This window comes from Vibrio orientalis CIP 102891 = ATCC 33934, assembly GCF_000176235.1.
Classification (GTDB): domain Bacteria; phylum Pseudomonadota; class Gammaproteobacteria; order Enterobacterales; family Vibrionaceae; genus Vibrio; species Vibrio orientalis.
In genome coordinates this window covers 1,949,422-1,968,539 of sequence record NZ_ACZV01000005.1, presented here as the reverse complement: position 1 = coordinate 1,968,539, position 19,118 = coordinate 1,949,422, and the positions used below count along the sequence as shown (strand labels likewise).

The 19,118-nt window shown below is 46.2% G+C and carries 16 protein-coding genes and 1 other RNA gene; 16 read left to right on the top strand and 1 reads right to left on the bottom strand.

The window, feature by feature from the left end; translation table 11 throughout:
* The first annotated feature begins 42 nt into the window (after positions 1-42).
* The 16 genes from rsmI (at position 43) to lpxC (ending at position 18,263) form a co-directional block, all read left to right on the top strand.
* On the top strand, positions 43-906 hold the full coding sequence (gene rsmI, locus VIA_RS19670; RefSeq protein ID WP_004415456.1) for a 16S rRNA (cytidine(1402)-2'-O)-methyltransferase: 864 nt from the start codon (positions 43-45) through the stop codon (positions 904-906).
* A gap of 251 nt (positions 907-1,157) precedes the next feature.
* Positions 1,158-1,588: RNase P RNA component class A (gene rnpB, locus VIA_RS21575), an RNA gene on the top strand.
* A 186-nt stretch (positions 1,589-1,774) separates the two neighbouring features.
* Entirely contained in the window at positions 1,775-2,725 is a 951-nt protein-coding gene (rsmH, locus tag VIA_RS19665; protein ID WP_004416863.1) for a 16S rRNA (cytosine(1402)-N(4))-methyltransferase RsmH, read from the top strand.
* A gap of 6 nt (positions 2,726-2,731) precedes the next feature.
* A complete protein-coding gene (ftsL, locus tag VIA_RS19660; RefSeq protein WP_004415452.1) occupies positions 2,732-3,049 on the top strand; it encodes a cell division protein FtsL in 318 nt (105 codons plus the stop codon).
* A complete protein-coding gene (locus VIA_RS19655) occupies positions 3,046-4,770 on the top strand; it encodes a peptidoglycan glycosyltransferase FtsI (protein ID WP_004415450.1) in 1,725 nt (574 codons plus the stop codon). The genes ftsL and VIA_RS19655 overlap by 4 nt, the downstream gene beginning before the upstream one ends.
* An 11-nt stretch (positions 4,771-4,781) precedes the next feature.
* Positions 4,782-6,266: a UDP-N-acetylmuramoyl-L-alanyl-D-glutamate--2,6-diaminopimelate ligase gene (murE, locus tag VIA_RS19650; protein WP_004415448.1), complete on the top strand. Its 1,485-nt coding sequence runs from the start codon at positions 4,782-4,784 to the stop codon at positions 6,264-6,266.
* Complete coding sequence (locus VIA_RS19645) at positions 6,263-7,621, top strand: UDP-N-acetylmuramoyl-tripeptide--D-alanyl-D-alanine ligase (protein WP_004415447.1); 1,359 nt, start codon at positions 6,263-6,265, stop codon at positions 7,619-7,621. Before murE ends, VIA_RS19645 begins: the two co-directional genes overlap by 4 nt.
* Entirely contained in the window at positions 7,618-8,700 is a 1,083-nt protein-coding gene (gene mraY, locus VIA_RS19640) for a phospho-N-acetylmuramoyl-pentapeptide-transferase (protein ID WP_004415445.1), read from the top strand. The genes VIA_RS19645 and mraY overlap by 4 nt, the downstream gene beginning before the upstream one ends.
* A 19-nt stretch (positions 8,701-8,719) precedes the next feature.
* The gene (gene murD, locus VIA_RS19635; protein ID WP_174269817.1) at positions 8,720-10,036 is read left to right on the top strand and encodes a UDP-N-acetylmuramoyl-L-alanine--D-glutamate ligase; all 1,317 of its coding nucleotides are present in this window, start codon (positions 8,720-8,722) and stop codon (positions 10,034-10,036) included.
* A 13-nt stretch (positions 10,037-10,049) separates the two neighbouring features.
* Complete coding sequence (gene ftsW / locus VIA_RS19630; RefSeq protein ID WP_004415443.1) at positions 10,050-11,249, top strand: cell division protein FtsW; 1,200 nt, start codon at positions 10,050-10,052, stop codon at positions 11,247-11,249.
* The gene (murG, locus tag VIA_RS19625; RefSeq protein ID WP_038211021.1) at positions 11,236-12,297 is read left to right on the top strand and encodes an undecaprenyldiphospho-muramoylpentapeptide beta-N-acetylglucosaminyltransferase; all 1,062 of its coding nucleotides are present in this window, start codon (positions 11,236-11,238) and stop codon (positions 12,295-12,297) included. Before ftsW ends, murG begins: the two co-directional genes overlap by 14 nt.
* Positions 12,298-12,308: 11 nt before the next feature.
* Complete coding sequence (gene murC / locus VIA_RS19620) at positions 12,309-13,769, top strand: UDP-N-acetylmuramate--L-alanine ligase (RefSeq protein ID WP_004415439.1); 1,461 nt, start codon at positions 12,309-12,311, stop codon at positions 13,767-13,769.
* A gap of 184 nt (positions 13,770-13,953) precedes the next feature.
* The gene (locus VIA_RS19615; protein ID WP_004415438.1) at positions 13,954-14,736 is read left to right on the top strand and encodes a cell division protein FtsQ/DivIB; all 783 of its coding nucleotides are present in this window, start codon (positions 13,954-13,956) and stop codon (positions 14,734-14,736) included.
* Entirely contained in the window at positions 14,729-15,991 is a 1,263-nt protein-coding gene (gene ftsA, locus VIA_RS19610; RefSeq protein ID WP_004415436.1) for a cell division protein FtsA, read from the top strand. The genes VIA_RS19615 and ftsA overlap by 8 nt, the downstream gene beginning before the upstream one ends.
* Positions 15,992-16,021: 30 nt before the next feature.
* Positions 16,022-17,248, top strand: coding sequence for a cell division protein FtsZ (gene ftsZ / locus VIA_RS19605; RefSeq protein ID WP_004415434.1), 1,227 nt, complete (start codon positions 16,022-16,024; stop codon positions 17,246-17,248).
* Positions 17,249-17,345: 97 nt separating this feature from the next.
* A complete protein-coding gene (gene lpxC, locus VIA_RS19600) occupies positions 17,346-18,263 on the top strand; it encodes a UDP-3-O-acyl-N-acetylglucosamine deacetylase (RefSeq protein ID WP_004415432.1) in 918 nt (305 codons plus the stop codon).
* A gap of 57 nt (positions 18,264-18,320) precedes the next feature.
* On the opposite strand, the gene VIA_RS19595 is transcribed toward lpxC, so the two are convergent.
* Entirely contained in the window at positions 18,321-18,776 is a 456-nt protein-coding gene (locus tag VIA_RS19595; RefSeq protein WP_004415431.1) for a DUF721 domain-containing protein, read from the bottom strand.
* Positions 18,777-19,118: the final 342 nt, after the last annotated feature.

Below are 19,118 nucleotides of genomic sequence, written 5' to 3'. Positions count from 1 at the left end.
TAAAATTGTGTCTATATTAATCGTTGAAGTGATGGTAAACAAATGACAGATAACAAAACCTTACCAACAGAGGTTCCAACTCTCTATATCGTACCTACGCCAATTGGCAATTTAGGTGATATTACTCAACGAGCGATAGAAGTTCTATCTACAGTCGATCTTATTGCCGCTGAAGATACACGACATACAGGTAAGTTGTTGTCTCACTTCTGTATTCAGACTAAAACTTTTGCTCTTCATGATCATAATGAACAACAAAAAGCGCAAGTGCTAGTCGACAAATTGTTAGCGGGGCACTCAATTGCACTCGTTTCTGACGCAGGGACCCCATTAATAAGTGATCCAGGATACCATCTTGTCAATCAATGTCGTCAAGCAGGCGTCAAAGTTGTCCCATTGCCAGGTGCATGTGCGGTGATCACTGCGCTGAGTGCGTCAGGCTTGCCATCAGATCGCTTTAGCTTTGAAGGCTTTCTTCCTGCGAAAAGCAAAGGTCGTAAAGATAAGTTTCTAGAAATTGCGAAGGTAGAGCGTACTTGTGTCTTTTACGAGTCACCTCACCGCATTCTAGACTCGCTGGATGACATGTTAGAGATTCTTGGTGCAGAGCGTGAAGTCGTCCTTGCTCGTGAGCTAACCAAAACGTTTGAAACCATTCAAGGGATGCCGCTTGGCGAATTGATCGAGTGGGTGAAGTCAGATTCCAACCAGCAACGTGGCGAAATGGCCTTACTGATTCATGGTTATCGCGCGGAAGTGGACGATACTTTGCCTGAGGAAGTGACGCGCACTTTAACTATTTTAACCAAAGAGCTGCCACTGAAAAAAGCCGCGGCAATGACAGCAGAGATCTACAATCTGAAAAAGAACGCCCTGTACAAGTGGGGATTGGAGAATTTGGACTAAGCAGCTCGAGGAAATGACAATCGAGTTTGATCGCTACTTGTCACTTTATATCGTCATCCTCAAGAGTGAGGAACGAGCGAGCTGGGGATCTCTATTTGGATTAGAGATTCCCTACTCACTCCTTGGTTTTTCTATAAAATGATCATTTATTGATAATTAACTGTGTGCTTTTTGCCCACTTAACCGCCTCATTGCATCATATCTGTGATCTCGCTAGACACTTACCTGATAACTCTATACAATCCGCCCTCGGAGCTGACTGGGTAGTCGCTGCTTTGTTGATGTCCTTCGGGAGACTGACGTTGAGGTCCTTTTAGGAGACTGACGTTGACGTCCTTCGGGAGACTGACAGAGGGGAGGAAAGTCCGGGCTTCATAGAGCAAGGTGCCAGGTAACGCCTGGGGGGCGCAAGCCCACGACAAGTGCAGCAGAGAGAAGACCGCCGATGGCCCGTAAGGGAACAGGTAAGGGTGAAAGGGTGCGGTAAGAGCGCACCGGACGACTAGTAATAGTTCGTAGCAGGGTAAACTCCACCTGAAGCAAGACCAAATAGGCCTCCACATTGCGTTGCTCGCGTAAGGAGGCGGGTAGGTTGCTCGAGCCAGTGAGTGATTGCTGGCCTAGACGAATGGCTACCGCCGCGCAAGCGGAACAGAACCCGGCTTATGTGTCGGCTCCACCTATTCGAGACCCATCGTAACTTTATTGTTATGATGGGTTTTTTGCTTTTAATTGACCTAATTTATTTTCTAACGATTAAACTTGACGCAAAATCACGTGTTCTCTCACGCTAGAGGTGGCGATAAGCCGCTAAATCAGTACACTGGAGAGTCAGAATTCATCAATGCGTCAGCTACATGAGATAACTATGACCGAAGCATTTAAACACATATCCGTACTTTTACATGAATCTATCGATGGTTTAGCAATTAAACCGGATGGTATCTATATAGACGGAACATTCGGTCGTGGTGGTCATAGCCGCACGATTCTATCTAAATTAGGTGACAACGGTCGTCTTTACAGTATCGACCGTGACCCGCAAGCGATCGCAGAAGCGGGTAAAATCGATGACCCTCGCTTTACAATTATCCATGGCCCTTTTTCTGGTATGGCACAATATGCGGCAGAGTATGACCTTGTCGGTAAAGTTGATGGTGTATTGCTGGATCTCGGTGTGTCGTCTCCCCAGCTAGATGATGCTGAGCGTGGATTTAGTTTTATGAAAGATGGTCCACTAGATATGCGTATGGACCCGACATCCGGTATCCCAGTTTCTCAGTGGTTGATGGAAGCAGACCTTGATGACATTACTTGGGTTATTCGTGAGTTTGGTGAAGACAAACACGCCCGTCGAATTGCTAAAGCTATTGTCGCTTACCGTGAAAATGAAGAAAACGAACCAATGACACGCACTGGTCAATTGGCGAAGTTAATTTCAGATGCTGCGCCAAAAAGTTTTAAAGAGAAAAAGCACCCAGCAACACGTTCTTTCCAAGCTTTCCGTATTTACATCAATAGTGAACTGGAAGAGATCGATACAGCATTAAAAGGCGCGGCGAGCATTTTAGCTCCTGAAGGTCGTTTATCTGTGATCAGTTTCCACTCGTTGGAAGACCGTATGGTGAAACGCTTTATCCGCAAAGAGAGTAAAGGTCCTGAAGTGCCTCACGGCATCCCAATGACAGAAGATCAGATCAAAGCCCTTGGTAGTGCAAATCTAAAGCCGGTCGGTAAAGCAATCAAACCATCGAAACAAGAAGTTGAAGAGAACACTCGATCGCGCAGTTCTGTTCTTCGTATTGCTGAGAAACTTTAATCAGAAATGAGTAAGTCATCGCCAAACCTTGCTAAATTGATAGCGCTCGACCTTCTCGGTGTTGGGCGCGTACCACTTGTATTGCTTGTACTGATTTTTGCTAGTGCAATGGGGGTCGTATTTACGACTCACCACACTCGTCAGGCGATCACTGAAAAAGACCAAGCAATGGTTGAGCGCGAGCGTTTGGATAACGAGTGGCGTAACTTATTATTAGAAGAGACCGCTTTGGCTGAGCATAGCCGAGTTCAGGCGGTTGCCAAAAAAGAACTGGATATGAAACGTCCAGACTCAGACAAAGAAGTCATCATTAATCTCCCATGAGCAAAAAAGTAAAACCAGCAGAAGCTAAATCAGACGATCAGCCAGCGACTCTTATTCGTTGGCGTTTCTATCTTGTTCTTTTCTTTGTGTTCTGCGCGTTTGCTGCGTTGTGCGGTCGTATTGCTTATATTCAAATTATTGAGCCTGATAACCTGATTAAACAGGGTGATATGCGATCGATTCGCGCTAAGACTTTGCACTCGGCGCGAGGGATTATCTCTGACCGTAACGGCGAGCCTTTAGCTGTGAGTGTCCCTGTTGAAGCAGTATGGGCCGATCCTGCCACTATTTTTAAAGAAGGTGGCCTTGAAGATATTAATCGCTGGTACGCGCTTGCCGATGTATTAGGGCTTAAACGTCAAGGCATGGTCGACAAGATTAAGCGCAACAAGAGCAAGCGTTTTATCTATCTACAGCGTCAGGTTAGCCCAGCAATGGCCCACTATATCCGAGAGCTCAAGTTAGCTGGGGTTGGCTTAAAAGCTGAATCAAGACGTTACTACCCAGCTGGTGAAGTTAGTGCCCATTTAGTTGGGGTGACAGGTATTGATGGTCATGGTCTGGAAGGCGTTGAGCGTAGCTATGATAAGTGGTTAACGGGTGAGGCGGGTAAACGTATCATTCGTAAAGACCGTTATGGCCGTGTGGTTGAAAACATCTCTTTAGAAGAGCGAGAAGAAGGCAAACCGCTTGAGCTGACTATCGATCAGCGCATCCAAGCGATTGCTTATCGTGCGATTAAACAGGCAGTGGCTGACTTCCGTGCCACTTCAGGATCTGCTGTGATTTTGGATGTGAAAACTGGCGCGGTATTAGCGATGGTTAATGCGCCTTCGTATAATCCAAATAACCGCTCCGATCTTCAGTCAGCAAAAATGCGTAACCGTGTTATTACCGATGCGTTTGAACCGGGCTCGACGGTTAAACCTTTTGTTGTGTTAGCGGCATTGGAAAATGGCGTAGCCGATGACAGTACCATCATTGATACCGGCAACGGCATTATGCAGATAGGTGGTAGTCGTGTACGTGATACGTCCAAGGTCGGTAAAGCAGACCTGACTACGATCTTGAAAAAGTCGAGTAACATCGGTGTGGCAAAATTAGCGCTAGATATGCCATTGGAAGCGCTATTGGGTATGTACAGTTCGGTAGGTTTCGGTGAGGTGTCAGGTTTGAACCTTATTGGTGAAACTCAAGGTATTTTCCCTAACCGCCGCCGCTGGTCAAAATTTGAGATTGCCACGCTTGCATTTGGCTATGGTCTGACCATAACTCCGCTTCAACTTGCTCATGCCTATGCGACATTAGGTAACTTGGGCGAGTACCAACCGATTCACATTATCGAAAACAATCAGCAGAACTTAGCTAAGCAAGTGATCGATCACGATACCGCACGTAAAGTACTTGATATGCTTGAAACCGTGACTCAGCCCGGAGGTACCGCAACCAAGGCCGCCGTGCCTGGCTATCGAGTCGCAGCGAAAACCGGTACCTCGCGTAAAGCGATTGCGGGTGGTTATGGTGATGAGTACTTTGCTTACACGGCTGGTGTCGCCCCAGCGAGTGACCCTAGAGTGGCACTGGTTGTGGTGGTTAATGAACCACAAGGTGACAACTACTACGGTGGTTCAGTGGCGGGGCCTGTGTTTTCAGAAATATTGAAAGGTACGCTACAGATCTTAAATGTAGCGCCTGATGAAAATCGATTCAAACAAGATTAAGTGAGTTTACTATGTCCAAGGAACTGACCTTAGCAGCGTTGCTTTCTCCATGGCAGAATATCTCTGCAGATAAGAGCGCGAATATTGCTGTTCAACACCTTGAACTTGATAGTCGTAAAGTGACAAATGGAACGACTTTTGTTGCGGTTAAAGGGCACGCTGTTGACGGACGTCGTTTTATCGCCTCGGCGATAGAACTCGGTGCCAATGCAGTTATCGCTGAGTCCTGTGAACAACATCTAGCTGGTACAATCGAATATATCGATACGATTCCAGTGATCTATATTGCTCAGTTAGGTACTCACCTATCTGCACTTGCAAGTCGTTTATACCCTTTACATGAACACCAAATCATTGGTGTTACAGGTACCAATGGCAAAACCACTATCACTCAGTTGATCGCCCAATGGCTCGAGCTTATTGGCAAGAAAGCCGCGGTGATGGGTACGACAGGCAATGGTTTTTTAGACGACTTACAACCTGCCGCCAATACCACTGGTAACGCAATTGAGATTCAACAGACGCTGCATCAACTAGAGCAACAGTCTGCTCAATTTACTGCTCTGGAAGTCTCTTCTCATGGTCTTGTTCAAGGCCGCGTAAAAGCTCTCGATTTCGCTGTTGGCGTCTTTTCAAACTTGAGTCGTGATCATCTCGATTATCACGGTACGATGGAAGAGTACGCCGAAGCTAAGTTCAGTTTGTTCAGTGAGCACAATTGTCACAACGCGGTCATCAATATTGATGACCAAGTGGGTAGTCGTTGGGTAGAGCGTTTAGATAACGCGATTGCTGTTTCCCTCAAACCGACAGCAATCGAACGTGCTGTGTGGGCGAAAAGCGTTGCCTACTCAGAGTCGGGAATTTCATTGTCAATTGATGGCATGTTTGGCGCGGGTGACTGCGTTGTGCCACTTATCGGTGAATTCAATGCCAGCAATGTGTTACTCGCGATGACGACCTTATTGGCGTTAGGTATCGATAAGCAACTGCTGCTCGAGACAGCGAGCTCTTTGAAGCCAGTCTTGGGCCGTATGGAACTCTTTACTGCAGAGAACAAAGCCAAAGTCGTGGTCGACTACGCACATACACCGGATGCGCTTGAGAAAGCACTTAATGCATTGCGAGTTCATTGCCAAGGACAATTGTGGGCTATTTTTGGTTGTGGTGGCGATCGTGATACAGGTAAGCGCCCAATGATGGCTGCAATCGGTGAACGTTTAGCTGATCGAGTGATTTTAACTGACGATAACCCACGTAGTGAGTCGCCAGCTGAGATCGTTAAAGATATGCTTGTTGGTATGAACCAACCCGATACTGCCGTTGTTGAACACAGCCGTTTCGACGCACTTCAATTCGCCCTAGCCAATAGCCATGCAGATGACATTATCTTATTGGCGGGTAAAGGGCATGAAGACTACCAAGTAATGGCGCACGAAACGATTCATTACTCAGATCGTGAGTCTGCGATACAACTGCTGGAGCAACAAGCATGATTTCATTAATGTTAAGCCAAATTGCTGAAGCATTAGATGCCGAGCTTATCGGCAATGATAGGGTGATCAATTCAGTCTCAACGGATACGCGTAACATTGAGCAAGGTGCTCTGTTTGTCGCACTAGTTGGCGAACGATTTGATGCGCACCACTTTACTCACCAAGCTGTTGATTCAGGTGCTGGTGCACTGTTAGTCAGTAAGCCTGTCAGTGGCGATGTGCCGCAGCTTGTGGTTAAAGATACCAAATTGGCGCTTGGTCAATTAGGTGCTTTAGTTCATCAGACATGTTTGACTCCAACCGTGGCGATCACCGGTAGCTGTGGCAAAACCACGGTTAAAGAGATGATCGCAAGCATCATGGAACAAAAAGGCCAGGTGCTATTTACTGCTGGCAACTTTAACAACGAGATTGGCGTACCGCTAACTCTATTGCGCTCTACACCTGAAGATGACGTTGCGGTTATTGAGTTGGGTGCCAACCATATTGGTGAAATCGCCTATACTACTCGATTGGTTCAACCTGATGTTGCTTTGGTTAACAACGTAGCGGCTGCTCACCTAGAAGGCTTTGGCTCGATGGATGGGGTGAAACAGGCTAAAGGTGAAATCTACCAAGGCCTAAAAGCAGGCTCAGTTGCGATTGTTAACCTAGATAGTAATGGTGGTGACTACTGGCAAGAAGTTCTGGCAGATAAGCTAGTGAAAACTTTCTCTTTGACAGATTCCAGTGCTGATTTTACTGCCTCGGATATCTCACTGAATGAGATTGGGGAAGCGAGCTTTGTGCTAAAAACGCCACAAGGTGAGATTAAAGTAACGCTCGGCATCATTGGCCAACATAATGTAGCCAATGCACTTGCGGCTACCGCTTTAGCGTTAGAGCTAGGAGCAAGCCTAGAGATGATTCAATCGGGCCTTGCTTCACTCAATAAAGTGAAGGGGCGAGTTGAACTGATCGAACTTAATCAGCAAATTAAGTTAATTGATGACAGCTACAATGCCAGCGTTCCTGCGATGAAGGCTGCCGCAGATTTACTTGCAGGCTTTAAAGGCGTGCGTTGGTTAATTTTAGGTAATATGGCTGAGTTAGGCGATGAAAGTCTTGCACTTCACCGTCAAGTCGGACAACATGCTGCCCCATTCAAATTTGAATATGTGCTTACATTTGGCGCTGACGCGAAAGCGATCAGTGAAGAGTGTGGTGGTCGTCATTTTGAAGACCATCAGAGCATGATTGATTTTATTAAACAGCAGATAGAACAGCACCTAGAGCCTCAAACCTTATTGGTTAAAGGGGCGAATAGTGCTGGAATGAGCAAAGTTGCCGCTGCTGTCAAGGAGATGTACACATGATTATTTGGCTCGCGGAGCTGCTACAGCCATATTTTTCATTCTTCCGTTTATTCGAATACCTATCTTTTCGAGCGATTGTCAGTGTTTTAACTGCACTTGGTATCTCGTTGTGGATGGGACCGATTATGATCCGTCGTCTGCAGTTACTGCAAATTGGTCAGGTAGTTCGTAACGAAGGACCAGAGTCCCATTTTAGCAAACGCGGCACCCCAACCATGGGCGGGATCATGATCCTAACCGCGATTGTAACCACGGTTTTACTTTGGACGGATTTATCCAATCCTTATGTTTGGGCGGTACTTGCGGTACTGCTGGGCTACGGTGCGGTCGGTTTTGTCGACGATTACCGTAAAGTTGTGCGTAAGAACACCGATGGCTTAATTGCACGTTGGAAGTACTTTTGGCAATCCTCAATTGCTTTGGTAGTGGCATTCGCACTGTATGCTCACGGTAAAGATACTGCTGCAACTCAGCTTGTCGTGCCATTTTTCAAAGACATCATGCCTCAGCTAGGTTTGCTCTATATTGTCCTCACTTACTTCGTGATTGTTGGCACCAGTAATGCGGTGAACCTGACCGATGGTTTAGATGGTCTGGCTATTATGCCAACGGTACTGGTTTCAGCGGGCTTTGCCGCGATTGCTTGGGCAACGGGTAACGTTCAATTCGCGAACTACCTGCATATCCCATATATTCCTCAAGCATCTGAATTAGTTGTCGTCTGTACTGCCATTGTCGGGGCCGGGTTAGGTTTCCTATGGTTTAACACTTACCCAGCGCAAGTATTTATGGGCGATGTGGGCTCTTTAGCACTGGGTGGTGCACTGGGCACGATTGCTGTTCTAGTGCGCCAAGAGTTTGTACTGGTGATCATGGGTGGCGTTTTTGTTATGGAAACCTTGTCGGTGATCCTACAGGTGGGTTCTTATAAATTGCGTGGTCAACGTATCTTCCGTATGGCACCAATTCACCACCATTACGAATTAAAAGGCTGGCCAGAGCCACGTGTAATTGTACGCTTCTGGATCATCTCTATTGTTCTTGTGCTTGTTGGTCTAGCAACACTGAAAGTTCGATAAGGAAATCACACCCATGACAATGGAACGCTGGAAAAATGTTGAAAAGGTGGTGGTTGTAGGGCTGGGTATTACCGGTCTGTCAGTGGTTAAACACTTACAATCTCTACCAAAAACGCTACAAGTTCGTGTTATCGATACTCGTCAGTGTCCTCCGGGGAGCGAAGAGTTAACTGAAGACGTTGCGCTTCACTCAGGCAGTTGGAATCTCAACTGGTTGCTTGAGGCTGACCTTGTGGTTGCCAACCCCGGCATTGCTTTAGCAACGCCAGAGATTCAACAAGTTCTCCAAGCTGGTATTCCTGTTGTGGGTGATATTGAGTTATTTGCTTGGCAGGTCGATAAACCTGTCATTGCGATTACTGGCTCAAATGGCAAAAGTACCGTTACTGATTGGACTGGCTGTGTGGCTAAAGCATCCGGCCTGAAGGTTGGTGTCGGCGGCAATATTGGCGTGCCTGCACTTGATCTTCTTCAGCTTGACGCTGACTTGTATGTGCTTGAGCTCTCAAGCTTCCAGCTTGAAACTACCTCGTCATTAAAGCCTGCCGCAGCGACGTTTTTAAACCTCTCAGAAGACCATATGGATCGCTATGACGGGATGAGTGATTACCGTCAGGCGAAATTGCGTATTTTCCAACAGGCAAAAACTTGCGTGGTGAATGCCGATGATACACAAACTTACCCAGATGATGACCGTAATGTGGTTGAGTTCAGCTTAGTAGAGCAGACTCGTTACCACTTAGTCACTGAAGGGGACGTTGAGTATTTAGCCATTGCCGATCGCAAGTTATGCCCAACTCAAGCGCTTTCACTGGTTGGTCGACACAATGTTGCCAATGCATTGGTTGTTCTGGCTCTGCTTACAGAGTCAGGCGTCGATATTACTTCCGGTCTTGATGCCCTTAAATCTTACAATGGTTTGACACATCGATGCCAAGTGGTTGCTGATAATCATGGCGTTAAGTGGGTCAATGACTCTAAAGCAACCAATGTCGCAAGTACATTAGCGGCGCTGGCAGGGTTAGAGTTAGCTGGCAAATTATACCTGCTAGTCGGTGGGGTTGGTAAAGGGGCGGATTTCTCGGAGCTCAAGCCGGTGTTGAGTTCGTTAAATGTCCAGTTGTGCTGCTTTGGTGAAGATGGTAACGAGTTTGTGCCACTGCATCCTAGTGCTAAGTCATTTACCTCGATGCAAGAGATTGTTGAGTGGCTTGCACCTCAGGTTGAATCTGGTGACATGGTGTTGTTGTCACCAGCCTGTGCCAGTTTTGATCAGTTCAATAACTTTATGGCCCGTGGTGATGCATTCACTGAGCTAGCAAAAATCTACTCTTAATTGTTAGGGCACTATGCAGATTCGAGATGTTTTTAGCAGTATTAAGCGTTGGGTGACCACAGCCTCACCAGAGGCTTTGTATGACCGTCAGTTGGTATGGATATCCCTTGGTTTGATGCTTACTGGGTTGGTCATGGTGACTTCAGCCTCGTTCCCTATCAGTTCTCGTCTTACTGATCAGCCGTTTCACTTTATGTTCCGTCACGCGATTTTTCTCGTGCTTGCCATCATCGCCTCGTCGGTTATTTTGCAAGTACCGATGAAGCGCTGGCTGCAATACAGTACGTGGCTGCTGCTGATCTCGATTGGTTTACTGGTTGTTGTGCTCGTTGCGGGTAAATCGGTTAACGGTGCATCACGCTGGATACCGCTTGGCCTGTTTAACCTTCAGCCAGCCGAAGTGGCGAAATTGTCGCTATTTATTTTTATGTCAGGTTATCTTGTACGTAAAAGTGAAGAGGTCCGCTCAAGTTTCTTTGGCGGCTTTATCAAACCGATTATCGTATTTGCCACTTTAGCAAGCTTACTTCTTCTCCAGCCCGACTTAGGTACGGTCGTGGTAATGTTAGTGACCTTGTTTGGGATGCTATTTATTGCTGGTGCAAAGCTGACTCAATTCCTTGCCTTAATGGTGGTTGGTTTGATGTCTGTGGCAACCCTTATCTATATTGAACCTTACCGTATGCGCCGCGTGACTTCTTTCCTTGACCCTTGGGAAGACCCGTTTGGTAGTGGTTATCAGTTGACGCAATCTTTGATGGCATTTGGTCGCGGTGAATGGTTTGGTCAAGGTCTAGGCAACTCGATTCAAAAGCTAGAATACCTTCCGGAAGCGCACACTGACTTTGTCTTTGCCGTATTGGCAGAAGAGCTCGGTTTTGTGGGTGTAGTCCTAGTATTGCTACTGATTTTTAGTTTGGTGCTTAAAGCGATATATATTGGCCGGAAGGCGTTCGACAATGAGCAGCTATTTGGTGGCTATCTCGCCTTTGGTATTGGTATTTGGTTTGCTTTCCAAACATTGGTCAATGTCGGGGCGGCAGCCGGAATGGTGCCAACGAAAGGTCTGACTTTACCACTGATCAGCTATGGTGGTTCGAGCTTGATCGTCATGGCAGTAGCGGTCTCTATCCTACTGCGCATCGATCATGAGTGTCGCTTGGTCGCTGCAGCTAAGCATGAACAACAGTTAGAAAATGATGAAAAAGAATAAAAAATTAATGGTGATGGCGGGTGGTACCGGCGGTCACGTTTTCCCCGGGCTTGCAGTTGCTAAACAGTTACAATCACAAGGTTGGGAGATTCGCTGGTTAGGAACCGCGGATCGTATGGAAGCAGATTTAGTACCTAAACATGGTATTGAAATCGACTTTATCAAAGTAAAAGGTCTACGAGGTCAAGGTATTGGCCGGCTAATTAAAGCACCATTTCAAATCATTAACGCTATTCTGCAAGCTAAGGCGCACATGAAACGCTGGCAACCTGATGCTGTGCTTGGCATGGGTGGTTATGTCAGTGGACCGGGCGGAATTGCTGCTTGGTTACTGGGTATCCCAGTGGTACTGCATGAGCAAAATGCGGTGGCAGGGTTAACCAACCAGTGGCTATCAAAGATAGCGAAGAAGGTTTTTCAGGCCTTCCCTGGCGCTTTCCCAACCGCACCAGTGGTGGGCAACCCAGTGCGTGAAGATGTAGTCGCGATTGACGCTCCTCAGCAGAGAATGGCGCAGCGCAATGGAAACATTCGCATCCTAGTGATGGGCGGAAGCCAAGGCGCTCGCATCCTTAATCAGACTCTACCAGAGGCGATGGCCAAATTGGGTGAAGGGTATGAGATTCGCCATCAAGCGGGTAAGAATAGCCAACAAGACGTTGAGCGAGCGTATCAGCAGCATCAAGTGAGTAATGCGCAAGTAACAGAGTTTATTGATGATGTTGCAGAAGCGTACACATGGGCTGATTTACTGGTATGTCGCTCAGGTGCTTTGACGGTGTCAGAGGTATCAGCGGCAGGTGTTGGGGCTATTTTTATCCCATTTATGCACAAAGACAGACAACAAGCACTGAACGCTGACCATTTGGTTGAGTGCGGTGCAGCAAAAATGATAGAGCAGCCGGAGCTGACCGTGGATAAGTTGGTTTCTGAGATTCAGACTATGGATCGTGAAACCCTAATGACCATGGCAACGAAAGCGAAAGCGGCTGCGAAGTTAGATGCAGATAAAGTGGTAGCCGAAGCCATTATCGCATTGACGAAATAACGAGAAGATTCATGACAGTTCAACATACTCAAAATTTAGCTCAAATTCGAGCGATGGTGCCTGAGATGCGCCGAGTTAAATGCATTCACTTCATTGGTATTGGTGGTGCAGGCATGAGTGGCATTGCCGAAGTGCTACTCAACGAAGGGTACCAAATCTCAGGCTCTGATATTGCTGAGAACCCAGTGACTGAGCGACTTGCCGACAAAGGTGCGACCATCTACATCGGCCATGCTGAAGAAAATGTCGCTAAAGCGAGTGTGGTCGTGGTATCGACGGCGATCAATGAAGAGAACCCTGAAATCATTGCCGCCCGTTCTGCGCGCATTCCAGTTGTTCGTCGTGCAGAAATGTTGGCTGAACTGATGAGGTTCCGCCACGGTATTGCCGTTGCAGGTACTCACGGTAAAACCACAACAACCGCTTTGGTTACTCAAATTTATTCAGAAGCAGGCCTAGATCCAACTTTCGTCAACGGTGGTTTGGTTAAAAGTGCCGGTACTAATGCGCGCTTAGGCTCTAGCCGAATCTTGATCGCAGAGGCGGATGAAAGCGACGCTTCATTTCTTCACCTTCAGCCAATGGTAAGTATTGTCACCAATATCGAAGCGGACCATATGGACACGTACGGTGGTGACTTTGAGACGCTTAAGCAGACTTTTATCGATTTTCTGCACAACTTACCTTTTTATGGTCAAGCGATTGTTTGTGTTGATGATCCTGTTGTTCGCGAATTAATTCCAAAGATTAGCCGTCAGGTGATCACCTATGGTTTCTCTGATGATGCAGATGTACGTATTGCAAATTACCGTCAAGATGGCCAACAAGGTAAGTTTACCGTGATTCGACAAGGTAAGGCAGACCTCGACATCACGCTTAATATTCCTGGTCGTCACAACGCATTGAACGCCTCAGCAGCCATTGCGGTAGCGACAGAAGATGACATTGCCGATGAAGCAATCTTGAGTGCGATGGCAGGTACGCAAGGAACGGGGCGCCGTTTTGACCACCTTGGTGAGTTTGATACGGGTAATGGTCAAGCGATGCTGGTGGACGATTATGGTCATCACCCAACTGAGGTTGATGTGACGATTCAGGCAGCACGAAATGGCTGGGAGGATAAGCGTTTAGTAATGATTTTCCAACCTCACCGTTATAGCCGTACACGCGATCTCTACGATGATTTTGCCAACGTACTTGAGCAAGTCGACGTATTGATCATGCTAGATGTATATTCTGCAGGTGAAAAACCGATCGCTGGTGCTGATGGGCGAGCATTATGTAGGACTATTCGCAGTCGTGGTAAGCTGGATCCGATTTTTGTACCGGAAAGCAAGGCGTTACCTGCAGTTCTCGCTAATGTTTTACAAGATGGTGACTTAGTACTAACTCAAGGCGCTGGTGATGTTGGTAAAGTCGCTAAACAACTCGCTGCTTTTGAGTTAAATATCGATAAGATGAGCCAAGCTTAATCAAAAACATCGAATTTTAAGTATTTGCTGCACTTATTACATTTAAAGTAGCAATTTCTCACTTTCAATGTTTGATACTTTCTTTGACCCCAGTATAATCCGAAGGTTAAAGTAGGTGCTTTAGTCTCTATATACGAATTGGGTTAGGGAAAGATAAGCGAGCTAATAGCAAGGACTATGGACTTTGATTAAAAGTGCTTTTAATGAAGGCCGTCGTTTAACCTCTGCGCCACTAGTGAAACAACATGCCCTCGGAGGCAGTTTCTTGCTAGTGGTCTTGTTGTTAATAGGCTCTCTCCTCTACTCGACGGTTTCTTGGATGTGGGATGACCAACGTCTTCCGCTATCAAAAATCGTACTTCAGGGCGAACTGCATTATGTTACCGCGCGAGACGTTCAACGAGCGTTTGCTCAGTTAGAGCATGTCGGAACATTCATGTCTCAGGACATTAACGTACTGCAAAGTATGGCAGAATCAATCCCTTGGGTTTCTCATGCCTCAATTCGTAAACAGTGGCCTGATACCGTGAAAGTTGTTTTGACAGAACATCACGCAGAAGCAATCTGGAATGGAAATGCTCTGTTGAACGATTTCGGTCAAGTTTTCGACGGTGATATCGGTCAACTGGATGAAGATCGTGTAAAACTATACGGACCGCTTGATACAAGTAGTGAAGTACTGCAAGTATGGCGAGATATTAGTCCAAAGTTTGAAGCTCTGCATTTAACGATAACTTCTCTGGTTCTCAATGAGCGTAGGGCTTGGCAAATTATTCTGGATAACGGAATTCGCTTAGAACTAGGTAAAGAATCTTTAGAAGAGCGCATTGAGCGCTTTATCTCGCTTTACAAGAATTTGGGTAGCGACGCTGAAAGGGTTAGCTACATTGACCTCAGGTATGATACGGGAGCCTCTATTGGATGGTTCCCTGAGCAAGAGTTAGAACAAGAGAATACAGATGACTAAGACCGCTGATGACAACATTATTGTTGGTCTTGATATAGGCACTGCTACCGTATCAGCTCTGGTAGGCGAAGTATTGCCTGATGGTCAAATCAATATTATTGGCGCAGGCAGCAGTCCTTCCCGCGGGATGGACAAAGGTGGTGTAAATGACCTTGAATCGGTAGTGAAATCGGTTCAGCGTGCTGTCGACCAGGCAGAACTGATGGCTGAGTGCCAGATCAGTAATGTGTTCATTTCGCTTTCAGGGCGACACATTGCCAGCCGTATTGAAAAAGGCATGGGAACGATATCTGATGAGGAAGTGTCTCAAGAGGATATGGACCGTGCTATTCATACGGCAAAATCGATTAAAATTGGTGACGAGCAACGCATTCTCCACGTAATTCCTCAGGAATTTACGATTGATTACCAAGAAGGGATCAAAAACCCGCTAGGTTTATCAGGAGTGCGAATGGAAGTTAGTGTTCACCTTATTTCTTGTCATAACGATATGGCACGAAATATCATTAAGGCAGTAGAACGCTGCGGCCTTAAAGTTGAGCACCTTGTTTATTCTGGATTAGCGGCAAGTAATGCGGTTATTACAGAAGACGAGCGTGAACTGGGCGTATGTGTAGTTGATATCGGTGCTGGTACAATGGACGTGTCTATTTGGACTGGTGGCGCACTACGTCATACTGAGGTGTTCTCGTACGCGGGTAACGCTGTGACCAGTGATATCGCTTTTGCTTTCGGTACGCCAGTGAGCGATGCGGAAGAAATTAAAGTGAAATATGGCTGTGCTCTTAGTGAGCTAGTCAGTAAAGATGACACGGTTAATGTTCCAAGCGTTGGTGGTCGTCCATCACGCAGTTTACAAAGGCAGACTCTGTCTGAAGTAATTGAGCCACGTTATACTGAGCTCATGGGACTAGTTAACCAGACTATCGACAACGTTCAAGAAAAACTGCGCGAGGAAGGTATCAAACACCACCTAGCGGCAGGTGTGGTGCTCACTGGTGGAGCGGCACAAATTGACGGTGTGGTAGAATGTGCGGAACGAGTATTCCGCAACCAAGTTAGAGTTGGCAAACCTCTAGAGGTAAGCGGCTTAACAGATTACGTAAAAGAGCCGTATCATTCGACGGCTGTTGGTCTACTTCATTATGCAAGAGATGCCCAGATAAGTGATGATACTGAATACAACGAGCCTTCTCGTCCTTCAGTAACAAGTTTATTTGATCGCGTGCGTAATTGGATACAAAAAGAGTTTTAACCTGAGCAGCAGGAAAAACGGAGATAACACATGTTTGAACCGATGATGGAAATGTCTGACGACGCGGTAATCAAAGTCGTTGGAGTTGGTGGCGGTGGTGGTAACGCCGTTGAACACATGGTGCGTGAGTCCATCGAAGGTGTTGAGTTTATTAGTATTAACACTGATGCTCAGGCACTTCGTAAAACCAGTGTGAATAGTGTTATTCAGATTGGCGGTGATATGACTAAAGGTCTAGGTGCTGGTGCGAACCCTCAAGTAGGACGTGACGCAGCTCTCGAAGATCGAGATCGTATTAAAGAAGAGCTCAACGGTGCCGATATGGTATTTATCGCAGCTGGTATGGGCGGTGGTACAGGTACAGGTGCAGCTCCGGTAATTGCAGAAGTAGCGAAAGAACTCGGTATTCTGACTGTTGCTGTAGTAACTAAGCCATTTAGCTTTGAAGGTAAAAAGCGTTTAGCTTTTGCTGAGCAAGGTATTGAAGAGCTTTCTAAGCATGTGGACTCGCTAATTACGATTCCAAATGAAAAGCTGCTTAAAGTACTTGGCCGTGGAATTACTCTACTAGAAGCCTTTGCTAGTGCGAATGACGTATTGAAGAACGCGGTACAAGGTATTGCGGAACTGATTACTCGCCCAGGCATGATTAACGTCGACTTTGCGGACGTACGGACTGTAATGTCGGAAATGGGTCATGCGATGATGGGTAGTGGCGTTGCTAAAGGCGAAGATCGTGCGGAAGAAGCGGCAGAGATGGCAATCTCAAGCCCACTTCTAGAAGATATCGATCTTGCCGGTGCACGTGGTGTGCTTGTGAACATCACAGCTGGCCTAGATATGCGTCTAGATGAGTTTGAAACTGTTGGTAACACAGTTAAAGCATTCGCATCAGACAACGCAACAGTGGTAATTGGTACTTCATTAGATCCAGATATGGCTGATGAAATCCGCGTTACAGTTGTAGCCACAGGTATTGGTAACGAGAAGAAACCTGACATTACTCTAGTTGCGGGCGGCAAGGCAAAAGTAGCACCAGTTGCTCAGCCTCAAACTCAACCACAGACAGCACCTGCAGCGCAGACTGTCAATAAAGTGGAAGAGAAGCCGGCACCAACTTTGCAAGAGAAACCTCAGGTTACTCCTCAGCCAACGACAACACCATCTGGTTCAGGCGCAGGCCAAAGTGCAGCACCAAAACCTGAGAAAGAAGGCTACTTAGATATTCCAGCGTTCTTACGTCGTCAAGCTGACTAAAAACACTACAATTTGACACTGTTCGATTTTGTGGTAGCATGCACGGTCAATATCGCTTATTGACCGTGATTTGTAGCATATTTACTGAGGCAAGCAGATGATCAGACAACGTACTCTGAAAGAAATGGTGAAAACAACTGGTGTGGGTCTCCACTCTGGTCGTAAAGTCACGCTTACTCTTCGCCCAGCAGCTGCAAACACAGGTATCGTGTACCGTCGTACTGACGTAAATCCACCGGTAGATTTCCCTGCAGACCCTGAATCTGTTCGTGACACTATGCTGTGTACAGCACTAGTTAACGACGCTGGTGTGCGTATCTCTACGGTAGAGCACCTTAATGCTGCGCTTGCAGGTATGGGTATTGACAACATTGTTGTTGAAGTTGACGCACCAGAAATTCCAATTATGGATGGTAGTGCCAGCCCATTTGTATTCTTACTACAACAAGCGGGTATTGAAGAGCAAAACTCACCGAAGCGCTTTATTCGTATCAAAAAGCCAGTGCGCTTTGAAGATGGCGATAAGTGGGCTGAGTTTGTACCATTCAACGGTTTCCGTATGGATTTCGAAATTGAGTTTAACCACCCCGCGATCGATGCAGATGAACAGCACTTACTGTTCGACTTCTCATCTCAAGGGTTTGTTAAAGAAATTTCACGTGCGCGTACTTTCGGTTTCATGCGTGATATCGAATATCTACAGTCACAAAACCTAGTGTTAGGTGGTAGCTTTGATAACGCGATTGTTTTAGATGAGTACCGCATCTTAAACGAAGAAGGCCTACGTTTCGAAAACGAATTCGTAACTCACAAAGTGTTAGATGCGATTGGTGATCTTTACATGTGTGGTTATCCAATCATCGGCGAATTCCGTGCATTCAAATCGGGTCACGGCCTAAATAACCAATTGCTTCGCTCAGTACTCGCTGATCAAGAAGCTTGGGAATGGGTTACCTTCGAAGAAGAAGCAACATCTCCGGTTGCTTTCGCTGAACCAAGCATGGTTTTAGCGTAACAAGAATTAGAAAAAAGCCAGACGAAAGTCTGGCTTTTTTATGTCTGTAGAATCGGGCTAGTCAGGTTTTTTCGCCAATTTAGCTAAACTCTCTAAGCGGGCTTTCACCTTTGGCGAAGCGCCTGACGCAATCATCTCTAAATACTGAGCTGCCGTTTGTGAAATAGGATCTCGTGGTTTACTTGGCTCAGCTTTGTCTTTTACTACTCGATATAGTTCGGGATTGATCTGAATAGAGACAGCGATCAAACGGGCGAAGCCTTTTGATCTTAATTGGCTTAAGATATTTAAACGCTCATAATCGATCTTCATTTTGATGCTGGCACTTGCCACTTCAAGGATCAATTGACCATCACGTATGTTTGCCACTCGGCAATGTTGTTCCGTTCCGCGCGGCAAGATCGCTTTTAATTCACTGTTGATCATCATGATCTCTTTAGCGTGTTGCTGAAGTTGAGATAATCTCGAATCAGCAATAATGTCATCACCAAGAGTCGGGCGGTGGTCTCTCATAATCTGCCTCAAATAAAACGGACACTTCTATTCTAGTGAATGACATGCAGGGAAGATAGGGAAATCTCTGACATCAAAAAAACGATAATGTGAGTAAACTTCCTTCATATAACGACAAAAAATAAAGAGTGGTTCAAACAAATAACGATGTTATTGGTCGTTAGAGATAAAATTTCATAAACTAAGCGCCACTTAAAGTCACACAAGCCTTGAAATCTATAGTTCTCATCACAATATCTGAGGAAAGTGATTTATCTCAGTATTCTTAGTTCAAAACTGTTAGAGACTGAAGGCATTAAAAGTAGATCGGGCCCGATCTGAATAAAGAGAGATTCATAGCAA

Coding starts and splice junctions, on each gene's coding strand:
- rsmI (WP_004415456.1), top strand. CDS start 43: ATGACAGATAACAAAACCTTACCAACAGAGGTTCCAACTCTCTATATC.
- rsmH (WP_004416863.1), top strand. CDS start 1,775: ATGACCGAAGCATTTAAACACATATCCGTACTTTTACATGAATCTATC.
- ftsL (WP_004415452.1), top strand. CDS start 2,732: ATGAGTAAGTCATCGCCAAACCTTGCTAAATTGATAGCGCTCGACCTT.
- VIA_RS19655 (WP_004415450.1), top strand. CDS start 3,046: ATGAGCAAAAAAGTAAAACCAGCAGAAGCTAAATCAGACGATCAGCCA.
- murE (WP_004415448.1), top strand. CDS start 4,782: ATGTCCAAGGAACTGACCTTAGCAGCGTTGCTTTCTCCATGGCAGAAT.
- VIA_RS19645 (WP_004415447.1), top strand. CDS start 6,263: ATGATTTCATTAATGTTAAGCCAAATTGCTGAAGCATTAGATGCCGAG.
- mraY (WP_004415445.1), top strand. CDS start 7,618: ATGATTATTTGGCTCGCGGAGCTGCTACAGCCATATTTTTCATTCTTC.
- murD (WP_174269817.1), top strand. CDS start 8,720: ATGGAACGCTGGAAAAATGTTGAAAAGGTGGTGGTTGTAGGGCTGGGT.
- ftsW (WP_004415443.1), top strand. CDS start 10,050: ATGCAGATTCGAGATGTTTTTAGCAGTATTAAGCGTTGGGTGACCACA.
- murG (WP_038211021.1), top strand. CDS start 11,236: ATGAAAAAGAATAAAAAATTAATGGTGATGGCGGGTGGTACCGGCGGT.
- murC (WP_004415439.1), top strand. CDS start 12,309: ATGACAGTTCAACATACTCAAAATTTAGCTCAAATTCGAGCGATGGTG.
- ftsA (WP_004415436.1), top strand. CDS start 14,729: ATGACTAAGACCGCTGATGACAACATTATTGTTGGTCTTGATATAGGC.
- ftsZ (WP_004415434.1), top strand. CDS start 16,022: ATGTTTGAACCGATGATGGAAATGTCTGACGACGCGGTAATCAAAGTC.
- lpxC (WP_004415432.1), top strand. CDS start 17,346: ATGATCAGACAACGTACTCTGAAAGAAATGGTGAAAACAACTGGTGTG.
- VIA_RS19595 (WP_004415431.1), bottom strand. CDS start 18,776: ATGAGAGACCACCGCCCGACTCTTGGTGATGACATTATTGCTGATTCG.